Origin of the sequence: Microbacterium sp. IEGM 1404 (genome assembly GCF_030056775.1) — a bacterium.
GTDB lineage: Bacteria > Actinomycetota > Actinomycetes > Actinomycetales > Microbacteriaceae > Microbacterium.
Window position 1 is genome coordinate 336,860 of the sequence record NZ_JASHKP010000004.1, and the last position, 18,824, is coordinate 355,683.

At 70.7% G+C, this 18,824-nt stretch carries 17 protein-coding genes; 8 read left to right on the forward strand and 9 right to left on the reverse strand.

All coding sequences use genetic code 11. The annotated features are described in order from the left end of the window. Positions 1–15 precede the first annotated feature (15 nt). Together QM517_RS15980 and QM517_RS18730 are read left to right on the forward strand one after the other, a co-directional pair. Positions 16–1,227, forward strand: a complete 1,212-nt coding sequence (locus QM517_RS15980; protein WP_077050875.1) for an ROK family protein — start codon at positions 16–18, stop codon at positions 1,225–1,227. A 260-nt stretch (positions 1,228–1,487) separates the two neighbouring features. Continuing rightward, a complete protein-coding gene (locus QM517_RS18730) occupies positions 1,488–2,303 on the forward strand; it encodes a lytic transglycosylase domain-containing protein (protein ID WP_238592350.1) in 816 nt (271 codons plus the stop codon). Between the two features lie 8 nt (positions 2,304–2,311). On the opposite strand, the gene QM517_RS15990 is transcribed toward QM517_RS18730, so the two are convergent. The 8 genes from QM517_RS15990 to purS all read right to left on the reverse strand — a co-directional run bounded on the left by QM517_RS15990 (position 2,312) and on the right by purS (position 10,453). Further along, positions 2,312–3,235 carry a 2-hydroxyacid dehydrogenase gene (locus tag QM517_RS15990; RefSeq protein WP_283288851.1) on the reverse strand — a complete coding sequence of 308 codons (924 nt, stop codon included), beginning with the start codon at positions 3,233–3,235 and terminating at the stop codon, positions 2,312–2,314. Between the two features lie 61 nt (positions 3,236–3,296). Beyond that, complete coding sequence (locus QM517_RS15995) at positions 3,297–4,751, reverse strand: NAD(P)-binding domain-containing protein (protein ID WP_283288854.1); 1,455 nt, start codon at positions 4,749–4,751, stop codon at positions 3,297–3,299. Further along, a complete protein-coding gene (locus QM517_RS16000) occupies positions 4,748–5,236 on the reverse strand; it encodes an ureidoglycolate lyase (protein WP_283288856.1) in 489 nt (162 codons plus the stop codon). The genes QM517_RS15995 and QM517_RS16000 overlap by 4 nt, the downstream gene beginning before the upstream one ends. 63 nt (positions 5,237–5,299) lie before the next feature. Continuing rightward, positions 5,300–6,028 (reverse strand): GntR family transcriptional regulator, encoded by a 729-nt coding sequence (locus QM517_RS16005; protein WP_283288859.1) that lies wholly within the window; start codon positions 6,026–6,028, stop codon positions 5,300–5,302. A gap of 29 nt (positions 6,029–6,057) precedes the next feature. Further along, positions 6,058–7,500 (reverse strand): LuxR family transcriptional regulator, encoded by a 1,443-nt coding sequence (locus QM517_RS16010; RefSeq protein WP_283288862.1) that lies wholly within the window; start codon positions 7,498–7,500, stop codon positions 6,058–6,060. Between the two features lie 326 nt (positions 7,501–7,826). Further along, positions 7,827–9,263: a helix-turn-helix transcriptional regulator gene (locus tag QM517_RS18735; protein ID WP_283288864.1), complete on the reverse strand. Its 1,437-nt coding sequence runs from the start codon at positions 9,261–9,263 to the stop codon at positions 7,827–7,829. 237 nt (positions 9,264–9,500) lie between these two features. Further along, entirely contained in the window at positions 9,501–10,208 is a 708-nt protein-coding gene (gene purQ, locus QM517_RS16020) for a phosphoribosylformylglycinamidine synthase subunit PurQ (RefSeq protein WP_283288868.1), read from the reverse strand. After that, a complete protein-coding gene (gene purS, locus QM517_RS16025) occupies positions 10,205–10,453 on the reverse strand; it encodes a phosphoribosylformylglycinamidine synthase subunit PurS (RefSeq protein WP_022878640.1) in 249 nt (82 codons plus the stop codon). Before purS ends, purQ begins: the two co-directional genes overlap by 4 nt. 250 nt (positions 10,454–10,703) lie before the next feature. On the opposite strand from purS, the gene QM517_RS16030 reads away from it, so the two are divergent. The 6 genes from QM517_RS16030 (at position 10,704) to QM517_RS16055 (ending at position 17,430) form a co-directional block, all read left to right on the forward strand. Next, a complete protein-coding gene (locus tag QM517_RS16030) occupies positions 10,704–11,975 on the forward strand; it encodes an ABC transporter substrate-binding protein (RefSeq protein WP_283288871.1) in 1,272 nt (423 codons plus the stop codon). A 151-nt stretch (positions 11,976–12,126) separates the two neighbouring features. Continuing rightward, positions 12,127–13,179, forward strand: a complete 1,053-nt coding sequence (locus QM517_RS16035) for a carbohydrate ABC transporter permease (RefSeq protein ID WP_283288872.1) — start codon at positions 12,127–12,129, stop codon at positions 13,177–13,179. After that, a complete protein-coding gene (locus QM517_RS16040) occupies positions 13,176–14,078 on the forward strand; it encodes a carbohydrate ABC transporter permease (protein WP_278103415.1) in 903 nt (300 codons plus the stop codon). The genes QM517_RS16035 and QM517_RS16040 overlap by 4 nt, the downstream gene beginning before the upstream one ends. Positions 14,079–14,107: 29 nt before the next feature. Next, entirely contained in the window at positions 14,108–15,580 is a 1,473-nt protein-coding gene (locus QM517_RS16045; protein WP_283288875.1) for a glycoside hydrolase family 1 protein, read from the forward strand. A gap of 144 nt (positions 15,581–15,724) precedes the next feature. Further along, a complete protein-coding gene (locus tag QM517_RS16050) occupies positions 15,725–16,738 on the forward strand; it encodes a LacI family DNA-binding transcriptional regulator (RefSeq protein ID WP_283288877.1) in 1,014 nt (337 codons plus the stop codon). Positions 16,739–16,842: 104 nt separating this feature from the next. Further along, a complete protein-coding gene (locus QM517_RS16055; protein WP_077050862.1) occupies positions 16,843–17,430 on the forward strand; it encodes a hypothetical protein in 588 nt (195 codons plus the stop codon). Positions 17,431–17,442: 12 nt separating this feature from the next. On the opposite strand, the gene nhaA is transcribed toward QM517_RS16055, so the two are convergent. After that, entirely contained in the window at positions 17,443–18,774 is a 1,332-nt protein-coding gene (gene nhaA, locus QM517_RS16060; RefSeq protein WP_283288881.1) for a Na+/H+ antiporter NhaA, read from the reverse strand. Between the last annotated feature and the right edge of the window lie 50 nt (positions 18,775–18,824).

Genomic DNA, 18,824 nt, shown 5'->3' on the forward strand with positions numbered 1-18,824 from the left:
GGGGGAGGTGCCCTCATGACCCCTGCCGTGTTCGAGCCCGCCACGCCGCTCGCACCACCCTCAGGTCGTACGACGAACGACCTGATCCGTCAGCAGAACCTCGCGTCCGTCTTGTCGATGCTGCACCTCCGGGGAGCGCTCTCACGCGCACAGCTGGGCGCGACGATCGGCCTGAACCGCTCGACGGTCACGGGCCTCGTCATGGAGCTGACCGAACTGGGGCTCGTCCGCGAGGTGGCCGCCGGCGAACGCACCGGTAAGGTCGGCCGCCCCACGCTCGACATCGAGCCCGAGGATCACGTCGCCGCGCTGAGCGTGCGGGCCGAGCCCCACGCCGTGACGGTCGCCCTCGTCGGGCTCGGCGGCGTCGTCCACGCGCGGCTGCGCCACGACACCGCGAGCGCGCCGTCGCCCCGCCGCTTCGTTCAGATCGTCGCCTCCTCGGTCGAGGCGATGCGCGCCGACATCGACCGCCACTACCGGGTCGTCGGCGCCGGCCTCGCCGTCCCGGGACTCGTCAACGCCAACGGCTCCGTGCTGGTGTCGCCCACCCTCGGGTGGCGCCGGGATCCGGTGGCCGCGCGGTTGAGCGACGAACTCGGCATCCAGGTCTCCGCCGGAAACGACGCGAGCATCGGCGCGCTCGCCGAGTCGCGGTTCGGCGTCGGCGTCGGCGTGTCGAACCTCCTCTACCTCGGCGGCGCGATGCACAGCATCGGCGGCGGCCTGATCATCGACGGCACGCTCCTGCGGGGAACCTCCGGCTACGCCGGCGAACTCGGCCACACCGTCGTCGACCCGCGCGGCCGCACGTGCGTGTGCGGACGCAAGGGATGCCTCGAAGCCGAGGTCCGCCTCGACCTCCTCGAGCCGCTGCTCGGCCGGCGCAAGCTCGACGAGGACGAACTCGACGTGGAGCTCGGCGTCGCCCGCGATCCCCGGGTGCTCGCGGAGGTGACGCGCCAGGTCGAGGTGCTCTCGCTGGCGCTGACGAACTTCGTCAACGCCTTCAGCCCCGAGACGGTCGTGCTGTCGGGATACCTCGGCGCGCTGCTGTCGGTCAGCCGCGAGCGTCTGGCCGAGGCGGTACGCGTGCATCCGCTGGGCGCGGACGGCCGCACGATCCGTCTCGAGCGCGCGCACCTGCGCTCGCGCCTGATGCTCATCGGCCCCGCCGAGCTCGCCTTCGCCGACCTCCTCGCGAACCCCGCGGGCTTCCGCGGCTGACGCCCGGTGCCGCGGCTGACGCCGGTCCCGCGGCATCCGGCCGCGCTCGGTGCCTCCTCCGAGTTCGGTGCCCCCTCTCCCGGTTGAGTGTCCAAGACACGCGGACGCCCTCGCGTCGCATCCGCGTGTCTTGGACACCGAACCGGACGAGCGTGCCGCGGCGCCCCGGTTCGACGGCCCCCGTTCACCCGCACGTCGCCTCGCGTGGCTAGTCTCGCCGCGGCGTTCCCTACCCGGGTGGATGCCGAGGGAGGGTCCGCGTGGATCTCGACGCCGACCGCGGACGCTCGTGGTCTTCGATCGCCGCCGCCGTCGCGGCGGTGCTCTTCGTCGTGATCGCGATCGCCCTCGTCGTGTCGTCGCAAGCCGTCGGCCGTGAGCGTCCCCTCGAGGAGAGGGTGGGGGCGTACGCCCCCGCGGTCGAGCCGGATGCCGCGCCCGTCGCCGACGCGCCGGCCTCCGCCCCCGTGCCGACCGCGGTTCCCGTGCCGTCGGCCCCGCCCCTCGCGGAGATCGTCCCCGCCGATCCGGCCTGGACCGCCCGCACGGCGGCGGCGACCGGCATCCCGGAGCGGGCCCTGCGCGCCTACGCGTCGGCCGCGCTCACGCTGAAGGCCGAACAGCCGGGCTGCGGGCTCGGCTGGAACACCCTCGCGGGGATCGGCGCCATCGAGTCCGCCCACGGCACGCACTCCGGTGGTCACCTCGACGACGCGGGGTATCCGCAGCCGGCGATCCGCGGCATCCCCCTCGACGGCACCGCCAGCGCCGCGATCGGCGACACCGACGGCGGACGCTGGGACGGGGATGCCACCTGGGACCGCGCCGTGGGCCCGTTGCAGTTCATCCCCGCGACGTGGCAGCGGTGGGGCGCCGATGGCAATGGCGACGGGGTGGCCGATCCGAACCAGATCGACGACGCCGCACTTGCCGCGGGCCGCTACCTGTGCGCCGCCGGCGAGATGACGAGCGCCTCCGGCTGGCGGCGGGCGATCTTCTCGTACAACCACCTCGACAGCTACGTCGACGACGTCGCCGCCACGGCGAACACGTACGCCGCACGCGCTGCCGGCTGAACGGCGGATCAGCCGCGCAGCACCACGTTCTCGGGCTCTTCGCCCGCGAGGAAGTGCTCGATCTGCCGGCGGACGAGCCGCGCGATCCGGGGCCGCATCGCTCCTGTGGCGCCGCCGACGTGCGGCGCGATGAGCACGCCCTCGAGAGTCCACAGCGGGTGGTCGGCGGGCAGCGGCTCGGGGTCGGTGACGTCCAGCGCCGCGCGGACGCGTCCGCGCCGCACGTGGTCGACGAGGGCGTCGGTGTCGATCACGGGGCCGCGGCCGACGTTCACGACGAGCGCTCCGTCGGGCAGGGCCGACAGCGCGGCGTCGTCGACGAGGTGCTGGGTCTTGTCGCCGCCGGGGAGCGACACGATCAGCACGTCGGTGGCGGCGAGGACGTCGTACAGCTCGCCGAGGGGGAGGACCTCGACGTCGTCCTGCAGTCGTCCGTGCGACGCGACCGCGCGGAGATCGACCTCGAAGGGCTTCAGCCTCGCCGCGATGGCGCGGCCGACACCGCCGAAACCGAGCAAAGTGACGCGGGCGTCGGCGAGGCCCGGTGTCCACTTCCCCTCCCACTCCGCCCGGTCCTGCGCGCGGACGAAGTCCGCAAGCGCGCGCTGGGCCGCGAGGGCGAGGGAGACGGCGAGCTCGGCGGTCGCCGTCTCGTGCACGCTGGTGGCGTTGGCGAACACGATGCCCTCGGGGAGGCGCCCCTCGACGTTGTCGTACCCGATCGATTGGCCCTGCACGAGCCGCGTCGTCACCTCGGTCAGGCGCGCGATGACGCCGTCCATCGACATGTACGGCGGCACCACGATGTCGATGTGCGGGCGGGGGGCGGCATCCGTCATGTCCCAGACGAGCACCTCCGCGCCCTCGGGCAGGGGCTGCAGATCGTCGCGGAGCTGCGCGGTGGGCACGGACACGATCAGCGGGGAAGTCACCCGCCCCACGCTACCCGCGGGTCCGGCGACCGCGGCCCCGCGGACACGCGGCGCGGCCGCCTCAGCCGGTGACGTCCGCCGGTACGGGCCGCCGCCCGATGTGCACCCCGACCGGAACGTCGTAGGCGAGGTACTCCGCCATCAGCGCCTCGGCGTCGCGGGTGAAGAGCCGCCGCGACAGCGCCGCGGCGAGCTTGGTCGCGCCCCCGACGAGTCCCGGGATCTGGTGGCTGAGCATGCCCTGGCTGATCCGCGCTCCGTGGTTGAACATGTGGATGCGCGACAGCGCCGACCCCGCCGCCCCACTCCGGCTGACGAGGCCGAAGTCGTCGTCGAGGTACGGGAACGCCGCGAGCCCGGGGTTCTCCGCGATCTGCGCCGGGGTGAGACGGTCGCTCCAGAGCGTGGCATCCGGGGCCACCGTCGACAGCTCCGGACGGCGCGAGAGATCTGCGACGATCCCGGTCGCGGCGATGACGACGTCATAGCGATGGATGCCGTGCGGCGTCGTCACGACGATGTCGGTGCCGTCCCACTCGACGGATCGCCACGGCGACGCCGTCAGGAAACGGAAGCCGTCGAAGGCGTGCGCGCGCCAGATCGCGTTCTGCGTCGCGGGCTGGTCGACGGCGGACAGGTGCACGTTGAACGTCCACTTCTGCGCGTCGGTGAGCGAGCCGTAGTTCTCGATGAGGCCCGAGAATTCCATCCACCGGTAGGGGCTGACCTGTGGCATCTCGGGGCGCCGCATGTGCACGTCGACCGAGGCCGCCCCGTGCTCGAGGGCGGTGGCGGCGTTGTCGAACGCGCCGGTGCCGGCGCCCAGGATGCCGATGCGCTTCCCGGCGAGGGCGGCGAAATCGATCGCGTCGTGGGTGTGGTGCACCCGCTCGGCCGGGAGGGTGTCGAGGAGCGCCGGAACCTGCCGGCCTCCGGCGCCCTCGATGCCGGTGGCGAGCACGACGTGCCGGGCGAGGAGCACCCAGGACCCGTCGGGGCCCTCGAGGTGCAGGCGCAGGGGGCCGTCGGCATCCGGCGGGGTGATCGACGTGACCGCGGTGGAACCGACGGCCTCGATGCCGGCGACCGTCCGGTACCACTGCAGGAACCCCTGCCACGCGACGGTCGGGAAGAAGGCGATGTCGTCCCACGCCGCTGCGCCGTACACGGCCTCGAACCACGCGCGCGGACTCACCGCCGGGACGCCCCACGTCGGCCAGGCGATGTCCTTCGGGGTGCGGAGCGTGTGCATGCGCGCGTACGTGGTCCACGGACCGGTGGCGTCGACCGGGGCGGAGTCGAGGACGACGACGTCGTCGATGCCGCGGCGGCGCAGGCCCCGGGCGAGGACGAGCCCGGCCTGTCCGCCGCCCACGATCACGACCGGGTGTTCACCGTCGCGTTCGCCGACCCACGACCGTCCGTCTCCGGCGCTCAGCGCTTCCTGGTGCGCGGCCTCGCGTTCGAGGGTGGCCAGGCGAGCACTTGCGTCGGCGAGCGGGGTGAGGGTGCTCACTCGACGACGACGCGCACGCCGTAGGTGTCGTCGAGTCGGAAGTTGTGGTGATCGGTGACGTTGGTGTCGTCGAGCTCGAGGTTGACGAAGTCCATGCTCGGCTCGGCGAAGAACGGGCCGGCGTGCCACGTGCCCTTGAGCATCGTGATCGCGGTGCGTGCCGGGATCCGGAACGCGCGGAGGTCGTCGAGGGTCGGCTCGTCGATGCCCGCGGGTGCGACGGCGATCGTCCACTCGACATCGCCGACGGCCATGAGGGTCTGGGTGGTCTCGAGGTGCCGCGTGACCCGGACGAACTCGGGCTTCTTGTCGTCGAGCGACATCAGGTAGAAGCGCGGGATGCCACCGGACACGTCGAGCACGGCCTCTTCCGCCGTGAAGGGTGTGCCGTCTGCCATGGGGGTCAGAACGACACCGAAGGGGGCGAACGCCTCGGCGGTGATGGTAGCGGCGGCGAGGGGGTGGGTGGGGAGCGGCTCGGTCATGCCCCGAAGATACGCCTGTCAGACAAGTCCTGCGACAACTTGTCTGACACGTTCACGACCTCGTTACGACCCCGAAACGCCCCGATCGTGGCGGACGCGCCGGATGAGGGCATTCCGCAACCCCGCGGGGGCGGACACCTGCACCTCCCGCGACCAGTAGCCGACGTCGTCGCCCGTCCCGTATCCGCAGTAGGTCATCTCGACGACCGGAACACCCGGCGTCGTCGACAGCAGCGCCGCCCGCTCGGCGTCCAGGCTCACCGCGTCGACCCACAGGGTCTCCCACGCGACCCGGATGCCGTTGGCCTCTTCCGCCAGGTCGAACACCGGCCGCCGGGGGTCGAGGTCGACGACCTGGGCCAGGGGGACGAGGTCTTCCGCCAGCGCGTACGGCGCGCCGTCGACGCTCCACACCTTCACGGTGCGGAACACCCGCGTGCCGTCGGGCAGATCGTCGAACCGCTCGGGGTCGCCTGCCGCGAGAACCCGGACCCCGGATGCCGCGACCTCGAGTCGTGGCTCGTATCCGGCCGCACGGATCGACAGGGAGTGATCGAACTGCTCGTCGATCCGGCGCCCGACGTCGGGCAGCCGGCGGTTGGGGGTCGTGCGCGTCCCCTGCGTCCGGTGCACGTACCCGCGCTCTTCGAGCCGGACGAGTGCTTCGCGGACCGAGGCCCTGCTCGCCCCCGTGAGCTCCGCGAGCCGCGGTTCGGACGGCAACGTCTCGAGATCGCCGCTCCAGAGCGCGAGGATCCGGTCGATGACGGCATCCTGGTCTGTCGCGCGCATGGGCTCCTCGTTCGGTGCGAGCTCCCCGGTCACTCGTGCGGACGCTGCAGCAACGCGACGGCATCCTCTCGGCTCGACACCCCCAGCTTGCCGTAGATCGACCGGACCTGTGACTTCACGGTGTTCACCGACACGTTCCGCGCCCGCGCGATGTCGGGGATGCCGAGGCTCGAGGTGAGGAGGTACGCGAGCTCCCGCTCGGTGGTGGTCAGCGCGGCGAAGGCATCGTCGCGGGCGGAAGGGGCGGCGATCTTCGGCAGCATCTGTCGCGTCGTCGCTGCCGCGGACGCGAGGTCGGGAGTGGTCGCCGACAGACGATCCAGAAGGAGGTCGGTCTCCGAGAACGGGATCATGAGGAACGGCATCATCGAACCTCCCGTGCGTTGGATGAGCCGGAACGCGGACTCCATGCTCTGCAGTGCGCGCTTCTCGCCGCCCATCCGGAGGAAAGCGACGGCGCGGACAGTGAGGACCTGGGTCAGGGTGCGCAGGCAATGTTCGTCGTGCAGGGCGACACAGGCGTTCGTGTTCTCGATGACCTCGCGCTCGCGTCCCATCTGCAGGAGCGTCCGCGAGCGCTGCATAGGGAAGCACACGGCATGGCCGGGGTTGGTGACGGCGTTGTCGAGCACGGCGAGGGCCTCTTCGTACTCACCGAGGGCGGTGAGCATGTCGGCGTGCAGGCCGAGGAGCAGGCCGCGGACGATCCGGAAGCTCCGCGTGCGGCCCGAGGAGTGCAGGAGTTCCCAGCTCTTGGCGAGTGCCTCCGGAACTGAGCGGCCGATGAACATCGCGGCTACCCGGGTCATCTCGGCGCTGAAGACCCAATACGGATCATCGGGCTGGGCGTGCTCGAGTTCGTCGGCGATCGCGTGCATACGTGCTGATTCCGCGCGGCTGGCAGCGACGAATCCGTCTCCGAGCAGGAGGCAGTGCGAGACGTCCTCGGCGGCCCACCCGTAGTCGCCGTACAGCTGGCGCGCGTCGTCGATCGCCCTTGCCGCGCCGGGGTATTCGGCGTTCAGCCCGAGATTCAACGCCTGCACGCTCAACGCGCGGTAGCGCTGCGCCGGGGTCTCGGCGAAGAGCAGGGCCTCGGCGGCGTAGTGCCCACCGATCTGCGGCCATCCGACCGCGGCGCAGTACTCCGCGACGCCCGCGTACAGCGCGGAGCGGGCCGGACCCGACAGTGCCGCGGGACGCGTGAGACGTCCGCTGTCGAAGTAGCGCGACACGAGTTCGATGCCGTCGCCGAGCGCGTCATGACGCGCGCGTGCCACCAGCATCGAGGTGAGGACCATCGCCCGGGTGTCTGTCCAGATCAGGGGGGTCGCGCCCGGCTCGGCTTCCGCCAGGAGGGCGAGGTGGCGCGCGAGCGGTTGCCCGTGCCCGGGTTCCAGGCGCGCGAACGTGTGGGCCGCAGCCGCGCGGAGCGCGGCGCTCGGGCTGATGGGACCATCGGAATCGCTCATGTGACCTCCGTGACACGAACGCGACCGCCTACGTGCGGCGCATCGGTGCGCCCACGGTCGCGTCATGGATAGACAGGCACCCAGGACGGGCGGTCGGACACGGATTCGGGTTCGCGAGCGGCCGCTGGAACCGCCAGCCCCCGGGGAGCGGTCCCATTCATGAGGATAGGACAAATGTCCGCCTTCCGCCCGGGGAGGGGCGGAGAAGCGGATGAAACTCGGCCGAGCGGCGCGGGGGAGGAGGGGTGGCCTGCGGCGGGCTCACGGGAGAGCCTGCTCGGTGACGGGTCGCTGGTCTCCGCGGGCCCGGGCGTCTCGCAGGCCCCTCAGTCGGGGCGGGACTCCAGCACCCGCAGGGCCTCTTCGCGTCGGGAGACGCCGAGCTTGCCGTAGATCGAGCGCATCTGCGACTTCACGGTGTTCACCGAGACCCCGCGAGCCCGGGCGATCTCGGCCACCGACCGGGTCGTGCGCAACAGGTGCGCGAGTTCCCGTTCGGTCGGTGTCAGCGGCGTCAGGGCCGGGGACAGGGCCTGGCGGGCGGCGAGGGCCGGGAGGGCCGAACGCAGCCGGTCGATGGTCTCGCCCAGATCGTCGCGGACTCCGGCCACGAGGTCGAGGAGTCGTGCCGCGTCCGAGCTCGGGATCATCAGGAACGGCATGAGCGATCCGCCGGTCTGGGCGATGAGCACCACGGCGGATTCCATGCTCTGGGTCGCGCGCTGGTCGTTGCCCAGTCGCAGGAATGCCACCGCGCGGCGCGTGAGCAGCGGCGTGAGCGTGCGCAGGCAGTGCTCGTCGTGGAGGGCGACGCACGCGTTCGTCGACTCGATCACCTCGCGTTCGCGACCGGTGAGCAGCAGCGTAGCGGCGCGCTGCATCGGGAAGCACACGGCGTGACCGGGATGCGTGACGCCGGTGGACAGCACCGCGAGGGCTTCGTCGAACTCGCCATGGAGGGCGAGCATGTCGGCGTGCATCCCGAGGAGGAGGTCGCGCTGGAGGCGGGGGCTGCGGGCGCGATCGGAGGCGTGCAGCAGACGACGGCTCTCGGCCAGGCCGGACGCGAGATCGCGGTCGAAGAAGTGCGCGGCGACACGCATCACCGCTGCACCGAAGTTCCAGTACGGCTGATCCGACGGTGTGCGCTGCAAGCCGTCGGCGAGCTGGCGGAGGCGCTCGGCATCGGCGCGGGTGAGGGCGAGCATCGCTTCGCCGAGGAAGAGACAGTGCGAGAGGTCGTCGTCGTGCCAGTCGTGCGCAGCGAACAGGGCATGCGCCTCGCGGACGGCGTCGGCGGCCGAGACGTATTCCGCGTTGAGGGCGAGAGCGAGGGCATGCACGCTGTGCGCGCGGTATCGCTGCGCATCGGCGTCGGCGAACTCCCGGGCCTCCGCGGCGTACCGCGCCGCGATCTGCGGCCAACCGACCGCGGAGCAGTACTCGCTGACGCTCGCGTACAGACGCGAGCGGGCCGCCGTCGAGAGGGAGGCCGGCCGGGTGAGACGTCCGTCGACGAAGTAGCGGTGGATCAGGTCCAGGCCGTCGCCGAGGGCGTCCCGCCGAGCGCGTGCGGCGAGGACGCTCGAGAGTACGCCGGCGCGGGCGTCGGTCCACGTCGCGGGTGCCGGCCCGGGGTCCACCTCCGCGAGCACGGTCAGATGCCGCCCGATCGGCTGGCCGTGCCCGGGTTCCAGTCGCAGCAGCGTCTGGACGGATGCCGCGCGCAAGAGGTCCCCGCCCGCGGGTGCTTCCTCTGCCACGACGATCCCCCTCCGCCCGCGCACGCGTCGACGTGCACCGGACTCCCCGTCCGTCGGTGCGGGTGAGCATCGGCGATCGTTGCGGTACGACGCGCAACGAATGGTGCGGATCGGGCGATGTCGGGTCCGCCGCGACCGTGCCGCCGGGCTCTCCGACCGTCGGTAGGAAGAACGATAGTCAGTCGGCCGGCATCGCGCACGATCCGGAGGTGGGACGGCGGGTACCCGCGGGGGGTGTTACGCCGCCGCGGCGACGACGGCCGAGATGGCCGAGGTGAAGAAACCGAGCCCGTCGACGCCGGAGCGCATCGCGACGGAGGTGCCCGGGCCGAAGCCGGGCTCGACGGCGTGCTCCGGGTGCGGCATCAGGCCGACGACGTTGCCGCGCTCGTTCGTGAGGCCGGCGATGTCGTCGAGCGAACCGTTCGGGTTCACGCCCAGGTACCGGAACGCGACGAGGCCCTCGCCGTTGACGCGAGCCAGGGTCTCGGCATCCGCGATGTATCCGCCGTCGGCGTTCTTCAGCGGGATGACGATCTCGTCGCCCTCGTCGAATGCGCTGGTCCAGGCGGTGGAGGCGTTCTCGACGCGCAGGCGCTGGTCGCGGCGGATGAACTGCTGGTGCGCATTGCGGATCAGCCCACCGGGAAGCAGGTGCGCCTCGACGAGCATCTGGAAGCCGTTGCAGATGCCGAGGATCGGCATGCCCTTGGCGGCGGCATCCTTCACCTCGGCCATGATCGGCGCGAACGCGGCGATCGCTCCGGCGCGGAGGTAGTCGCCGTAGCTGAAGCCGCCGGGGAGGACGAGGGCGTCGACGCCTCGGAGGTCGTGCTCGCCGTGCCACAGCGCGACCGGCTCGGCGCCCGCGAGGCGGATGGCCCGCTGCGCGTCGCGATCGTCGAGGGAGCCGGGGAAGGTGATGACCCCGATGCGCGTCGTCACTCGACGACCTCGATGTTCACCACGTCCTCGATCACGGCGTTCGAGAGCATCTCGTCGGCGAGCTCGCGGGCGCGGGCCAGCGTGGCCTCGTCGACCTCGCCCTCGACGGTCAGCTCGAAGCGCTTGCCGATCCGCACGTCGGAGAAGCGGTTCTCGCCCAGTCGCGACAGGGCGCCGGCGACGGCCTTCCCCTGCGGGTCGAGAAGCTCGGCCTTGGGCATGACGTCGACGACGATGGTGGGCATTCCAGCTCCAGGTGTCGGAAGGGCAGTGGATGCCATTCTACGGGGCCGTTCCACGCCGCCGCCGACACCGGCTTGCGCCGTCGAGACAAGGGATTGCGTCCCGCGGCGGAGTGTGGGAGCGCTCTCTTGACACTTTGGGAGCGATCCCATAACGTCATGCGGGATCGGTGAGAGCGCTCCCACGGTTCAGAGGTCGAGGGGGCGCCGCGCACAGGAGCACACCGCATCACCCACCACGAAGGAGTGTTCTGTGAAATCACGTGCCCTGCGTCGTGCCGCCCTCGTCGCGGCCGCCGCCTCCACCTCCGCCCTCGTGCTCGCCGGTTGCTCCGGTGGCGGGGGCACCGCATCGGCCGACGGCGAGGTCACCCTCACCGTCGCCACGTTCAACGACTTCGGGTACACCGACGCGCTCCTGCAGGAGTACATGGACGCGCACCCGAACGTGAAGATCGTCCACAACAAGGCCGCGACCAGCAACGAGGCCCGCGAGAACTACTTCCAGAAGCTCGGCAAGACCGGCCTCGCCGACATCGAGGCGATCGAGGTCGACTGGCTGCCCGAGGTCATGCAGTACGCCGACCTCCTCGCCCCGGTCCCCGACGACCTGAAGAGCCGCTGGCTCGACTACAAGGTGACGGCCGCGACGAGCCCCGAAGGCAATCTCATCGGCTACGGCACCGACATCGGACCCGAAGGCGTCTGCTACCGCTCCGATCTGTTCGCCGCGGCGGGTCTGCCCACCGATCGCGCCGAGGTCGCCAAGCTCCTCGAGGGCGACTGGTCCACGTACTTCGCCCTGGGTGACAAGTACGTCGCCGCGACCGGCAAGGCGTTCTTCGACTCCGCCGGCGGCACGTACCAGGGCGCCATCAATCAGGTCGAGGCCGCGTACGAGAACCCCGACAGCGGCGCGATCACCGCGACCCAGAACCCCGAGGTCAAGAAGATCTACGACGAGGTCCTCGCGGCCAGCGCCACGCAGTCGGCGCACCTCGGCCAGTGGTCCGACGACTGGTTCGCGGGTCTGTCCAACGGCGCGTTCGCGACGATGCTCTGCCCCGGCTGGATGCTCGGTGTCATCTCGGGCAACGCCCCCGACGTCACGGGCTGGGACATCGCCAACGTCTTCCCCGGCGGCGCCGGCAACTGGGGCGGCTCGTACCTGACCGTCCCCGCCAACGGCAAGAACGTCGAGGCCGCGCAGGAGCTGGCCGACTGGCTGACGAACCCCGAGACGCAGGTCAAGGCGTTCGAGAGCGCCGGGACGTTCCCCAGCCAGACGGACGCGCTGAAGGCCGATTCGCTGTTGAGCAACACCAACGAGTACTTCAACAACGCACCCGTCGGGGAGATCCTCTCCGAGCGTGCGCAGGCCGTGAAGGTCTCGCCCTACAAGGGGAAGTTCTACTTCCAGATCAACGACGCCATGCAGAAGGCGCTGACCCGTGTCGAGGACGGCACGCAGAGCGCGACCGACTCCTGGAAGCAGTGGGCGGCAGAGGTCGACGCCCTGTCCTGACCCCCGCGAACGGATGCCAGGGGCCGCGGCTGCGCACCCCTGGCATCCGTCGCCCATCCCCTTCTCGCGTGAGGGGTCAAGAATTGTCGCTTCGGCTCCGTCGCAGGCGACAGATTCTGACCCCTCACGCGTCAGAAACGGAGCACACACCGTGACCAGCACACTCGAACGACCCACAGGGGCCGCGGCGCCGAGGGCGCGCGAACCGCGACGGGTCGGCTTCAGCGCACGCCGCAGCGCGTGGGACCTGAAGCTCTCGCCCTACCTCTACATCTCGCCGTTCTTCGTCCTGTTCGCGGTCACCGGGCTCTTCCCGATCGCGTACACCGCCGTGATCTCGTTCATGGATTGGGACCTGGTGCGCAACTCGGGCCAGTTCATCGGGTTCGACCAGTACGCGTGGGTGCTCAGCCAGCCGAAGTTCTGGATCGCGCTGCGCAACACGTTCAGCATCTTCCTGCTCTCGAGCGTGCCGCAGCTGATCCTCGCGATCTTCATCGCCGCGATGCTCGACCAGAACATCCGCGCCAAGACCTTCTGGCGCATGAGCGTCCTCATCCCCTACGTCATGGCGCCCGTGGCCGTGGCCCTGATCTTCAGCAACATGTTCGGCGACCAGTACGGCGTCGTGAACACCACGCTGCAGAACCTCGGCCTGCCCGCGGTGCCCTGGCACTCGGATGCCTTCGCCAGCCACATCGCGATCGCGACGATGGTGAACTTCCGCTGGACCGGCTACAACACCCTGATCCTCCTGGCCGCGATGCAGGCCGTGCCCCGCGAGTACTACGAGGCGGCCACCGTCGACGGCGCCGGCAAGGTCCGGCAGTTCTTCTCGATCACGATGCCGAGCCTGAAGCCGACGCTGATCTTCGTCATCATCACCTCGACCATCGGCGGCCTGCAGATCTTCGACGAGCCGCGCATGTACGACCAGTACGGCACCGGCGGCGCCGACAACCAGTGGCTGACCGTGACGCTGTGGCTCTACAACGTCGGCTGGGGGGAGTGGAACTTCGGACGGGCGGCGGCGCTCGCGTGGATCCTGTTCCTCATCATCCTCGCCATCGGCGTCGTCAATCTGTTCATCACGCGCTCGCTCGTGCGCGACGAGGGCCGGCGCGACACGCGGTCCCGCCGCGAGCTGCGCGCCCAGGCGCGCGCGGCGAAGAAGCAGCTCCAGCGAGAGGAGGCGGCCCGATGACCGCCGTCAACGCCGTCCCGGTCGCCGTCGTCGACCCCGACCTGCCCACGAAGCCGCGCCGTCCCCGCGCGGTGCGCGGCTCGCGCCCGGGCTGGTTCGTGTACACCGCCCTCGGCGCGGTGCTGCTCGCGAGCGTGTTCCCCTTCTACTGGTCGCTGCTGATCGGGTCGGGCGATTCGTCGACCATCCGCGACGCGAACCGGTCGTGGATCCCCGGGGGCAACTTCTTCGCCAATGCCGCGTCCGTCATGGGCGACCCCGCGGTCAACTTCTGGCCGGCGCTGGTGAACTCCATCATCAGCTCGGGTCTGATCGCGGCATCCGTCGTCTTCTTCTCCACCCTCGCGGGGTGGGCGTTCGCGAAGCTGAAGTTCCGCGGGGGGCCGTGGCTGCTCGTCTTCGTCGTGGCGACCATGGCCGTGCCGACGCAGCTGGGCGTCGTGCCGCTGTACATCCTGTTCAGCGAGCTCGGGTGGACCGGGCAGCTCGGCGCGATCATCATTCCGGCGCTGACCAGCGCGTTCGGCGTGTTCTGGATGACGCAGTACCTGCGCCAGGCGGTGCCGGACGAGCTGATCGAGGCGGCGCGCGTCGACGGCGCCAGCTCGTTCCGCACGTTCCTGACCGTGGGCGTCCCGGCGGCTCGGCCCGCTGCGGCGATGCTCGCGCTGTTCACGTTCGTGAGCGCGTGGAACAACTTCTTCTGGCCGTTCATCGTGCTCGACCGCCAGAACCCGACGCTGCCGGTGGCGCTGTCGCTCCTGCAGTCCAACTACTTCGTCGACTACTCCATCGTGCTCGCGGGCGTGCTGCTGTCGACGATCCCGCTGCTGCTGCTGTTCGTCTTCGCGGGCAAGCAGCTGGTCAGTGGCATCATGCAAGGGGCGGTCAAGGGATGACGCTTGCGCCCACGGAAGGAACCCGATCCATGTCCCACACCCGAGCCTTTCCCGAGGGCTTCCTCTTCGGTGCGGCGACCGCCGCGTACCAGATCGAGGGGGCCGCGTTCGAGGACGGGCGCACGGCCTCGATCTGGGACGCCTTCAGCCGGGTTCCCGACGCGGTGATCAACGCCGACAACGGCGATGTCGCGTGCGACCACTACCACCGCTACGCCGACGACGTGCAGGTCATGAAGAGCCTCGGCCTGCAGACCTACCGCTTCTCCACGTCGTGGTCGCGCGTGCGGCCCGACGGCGGTGCGCTGAACTCGAAGGGCGTCGACTTCTACAAGCGCCTCGTCGACGAGCTCCTGGATGCCGGCATCCTCCCGTGGCTGACCCTGTACCACTGGGATCTTCCCCAGGCCCTGCAGGAACGCGGCGGCTGGACCGTCCGCGAGACGAGCGACCTCTTCACCGAGTACGCGCTCGACATGCACGACGCCCTGGGCGACCGCGTGAACGTGTGGACGACGCTCAACGAGCCGTGGTGCTCGTCGTTCCTCAGCTACACCGCCGGCGCCCACGCGCCCGGACACTACTCGCAGGCCGAGGGCATGCTCGCCGCGCACCACCTGCTCCTGGGGCACGGCCAGACCGTGCGCGAGCTCCGCGCCCGCGACGCCTCGCTCAACCTCGGGCTCACGCTGAACCTGACCGTGGCGGATGCCGTCGACCCCACGGACCCCGCCGACCTCGACGCCGCGCGCCGCATCGACGGCCAGTTCAACCGCTGGTTCCTCGACCCGGTGTTCCGCGGCAGCTACCCGGCCGACATCATCCAGGACTTCCGGAACGTGGATGCCGACGCGGTGCGGCAGTGGCAGGAGGCCGTGCGCCCGGGCGACCTCGACGTCATCTCGACCCCGATCGACACCCTCGGCGTGAACTACTACCACGGCGAGTACGTCGGCGGCAGGCCGCCGCTGGTCAACCCGCCGGCGGGCGACGCCCCCACGGTGCGCCCGATCGCGTCGCCGTTCCCCGCGCACGGAAACCTGTACTGGCACGAGCGGGGCCTTCCCCGTACGACGATGGGCTGGGAGGTGCAGCCCGAGGCCCTCACCGGTCTGCTCGAGCGTGTGAGCGCCGAGTACTCGGCCGAGGCCGACGTCGCTTTGTACATCACCGAGAACGGTGCCGCCTACGACGACGTGCCCGTGACCGAGGACGGCGAGACGCGCGTCCACGACTCCGAGCGCGTGGAGTTCGTGGAGGCGCATCTCGCCGCCGTCCTGGATGCCGTCGACAAGGGCATCGACGTCCGCGGCTACTTCTACTGGTCGCTGCTCGACAACTTCGAGTGGGCCTGGGGCTACGAGAAGCGTTTCGGTATCGTGCACGTCGACTACGCGACGCAGGAGCGCTCCGTGAAGGACTCCGGCCTGGCGTACGCGCGAGTGATCGAGGAGAGGGCGCTGGTGGCGCCGGCTTCGGCCGACGCGCTGCCTGCCGCCTGACGTACTTCACCCTCATCGTCGACCTGCTCGGCGCGTCATTCGGTCGCGCCGAGCGGGTTGTGCGACAGCACGGAGGAGTACGCTCGCAACGTCGCCGGGAGTGATCCGGCTCACCGTCGCGTCGCTGATCCCGGGAGGAGCCCGATGTCACTGACCCCCGTGCGCGGTGCCGCCACCATCGAAGAGGTCGCCGCTCGAGCGGGTGTCTCCCGCTCCACCGTGTCCCGCGTCGTCAACGGCTCGACCGCCGTCTCTCCGTCGGCGCTCGAAGCGGTCCGCCGGGCGATCGAAGATCTCCAGTACGTCCCGAACCGCGCCGCCCGCTCGCTCGCCAGCCGCCAGACGCGCGCGATCGCCCTGGTCATCCCCGAAGACACCGACCGCTTCTTCGGCGACCCGTTCTTCGGATCGATCGTCGCCGGGATCTCGCAGGTCATCGGCGAGTCCGACTACGTGATGAACATGCTCATCGCCACCGACGACGCCAGCGCCAAAGCCCTCGGCTACCTCCGCGGGGGCAGCGTCGACGGTGCCATCGTCGCCTCCCACCACACCAGCGACACGTTCGTCGACCGCCTGGCCGACACCGTGCCCGTGGTCTTCGGCGGGCGGCCCGCGCGCGTGCGTCCCGCCGACCACTACGTCGACGTCGACAACGTCCGGGGCGGGCGGGATGCCACCCGCTACCTGATCGACCGCGGCCACCGCCGAATCGCGACCGTCGCCGGACCCGCCGACATGCCCGCCGGCATCGACCGTCTGCAGGGCTTCCGCGACGTGCTCGCCGAGGCGGGACTGGAGCCCGTCGCGGTGGAGGACGGCGACTTCACCGAGGCCGGGGGCGCCGACGCGATGCGGAGGATCCTGGCATCCGGCGATCTTCCCGAGGCGCTGTTCGTCGCGAGCGATCTCATGGCCCGCGGCGCGTACACCGCTCTGCGCGAGCAGGGGCACGAGCCGGGTCGCGACATCGCGATCATCGGCTTCGACGACTCTGCGGTCGCGACCTCGCTCGTTCCCGCCCTCACGACCGTGCGGCAACCCTCGCGCGACCAGGGGCGACAGATGGCGACGATGCTGCTCGACGTGCTCGCCGGCCGGGCGACGGCGAACACCGCGATCCTGCCGACGGAGATCATCGAGCGCGGATCCGCCTGACCCCGTCGGGTGACGGGTCGGGCGGACGTCGGCGCCAGCCGATACTGTGAGCGCTATCGAGCGCGCGGATACCCGAGTCCGCGCCGGTGTCGAGAGGATCGACGATGCGTCGATGGAGAAGCGTCGCCGCGGTCGCCGCGCTGGTGGCGATCGCGAGCCTGGCCGGATGCGTACCCGAACAGGCGACGCCCGTCGCGTCCGAGACCGCGACGCCGACGGTGACGGTCGCGACGCCGAGTCCGACGCCGACACCCACCGCTTCCGAGACGCCTCCGAGCGCGGCGGCCAACATCCCGGCATCCTGCGACGACCTCGGCACCGCAAGCAGCCGGGCCGAAACCGTCGGCAACCTCACCGCGCAGCACGCCGACGGGTTCGTCCGCCCCTCGCCCCCCAACGCCACCACGAAGCTGTCGTGCAACTGGATCCAGGAAGAAGCCGCGGCGGTCCTGATCATCGTCAGCACCGCGAGCGACGCCGACGTCTCGACCGGCCTCCAGCAGCTGGCATCCGAGGGGTACCAGTGCCAGGCGGCACAGGACTTCGGGGCGCAGTACTGCATGCGCCCCGGCGACGCGGCCACGAGCGAAGACGTCGTCGTCGCGCGTGACGACGTCTGGATCTACCTCGAGACCGTGAACGTCAACGCGCGGGCCTGGTTGTCGGACATCGCCGCGCAGATCTACGGCTGACCCGCTCCGGGATCAGCTGTCGCGGGGGAGCGGCTGCTGGTACACATCGGGGACGTCGTCGCCGTCGGCATCCACGTCCTCCATCGCCGCGAGCTGCTTGTAGCGGCGGTTGCGGGTGAGCAGCACGCTGGCCGCCAGCACGGATGCCAGCAGCGATGCGACCATGATCGCGATCTTCGCGTCGTCGGTGTGCGGTGAACCCGCGGGGAAACTGAGCTCGGCGATCAGAAGCGACACGGTGAAGCCGATCCCCGCGAGGAGGCCCACTCCCGCGAGGTCGATCCACTTGAGCGCCGGGTCGAGGCGCACCTTCGTCACGAGCGTGAGCAGACGGACCCCGAGCAGGATGCCGATGGGCTTTCCGAGCACGAGACCCGCGACGACGCCGATGGTGACGGGGTCCTGGATGGCGCGGAGCAGGCCCTCGCCGCCGCCGATCGCGACGCCGGCCGCGAAGAACGCGAAGATCGGCACGGCGATGCCCGCGGACAGGGGTCGGAAGCGGTGCTCGAACTGCTCGGCGAGGTCCATGCCGCGGATCTCGGGCTTCCGCTTCGACGCGGCCACCGGGATCGTGAACGCCAGCGCGACACCCGCGATCGTTGCGTGGACGCCCGACGCGTGCAGGAACGCCCACGCCGCGAAACCGATCGGCAGCAGCACGACCCACGCCGCCCACGCATTGCGGGCGAACCAGGCACGGCCGAGGTGCGCGATCGTGCCGTAGACCACGACCAGTACCGCGAAGACGGCGAGGGGGACGAGCGAGATGTCGCTGGTGTAGAACAGCGCGATGATCGCGATCGCGATGAGGTCGTCGACCACCGCGAGGGTGAGCAGGAAGATGCGGAGCGGCCCGGGCAGATGCGAACCGACGAGCGCGAGCACGGCGACGGCGAACGCGATGTCGGTCGCGGCGGGGATCGCCCAGCCGGCGAGCAGGCTCGGCTGCGACGCGACGACGGCGACGTAGATCAGCGCGGGAACCGCGACACCGGCCGCGGCCGCGGTGATCGGCACGATCGCGGTGCTGAAGCGCCGGAGGCTTCCCACCACGATCTCGCGCTTGAGCTCCAGCCCGACCATGAAGAAGAAGATCGCCAGCAGCCCGTCGGCAGCCCACGCGCCGACGCTCAGCTCGAGGTGCCACGGCTCGTACCCGAAGCGCAGGTCGCGCAGCGCGAAGTACGCGTCCGCGGCGGGGGAGTTGGCCCAGATGATCGCCGCGATCGCAGCGATGACGAGCAGCATCCCGCCGACCGACTCGCGGCGCAGCACGGTCGTGACGCGGTGGACTTCGCGGTAGCCCGGCCAGCTCGGCGCGCGCGTGTGGGTCTCGGTCATGGCATCCCTTCCAGGGGTCGATCGACTCATTCGTCGACCAGACTTCCCGA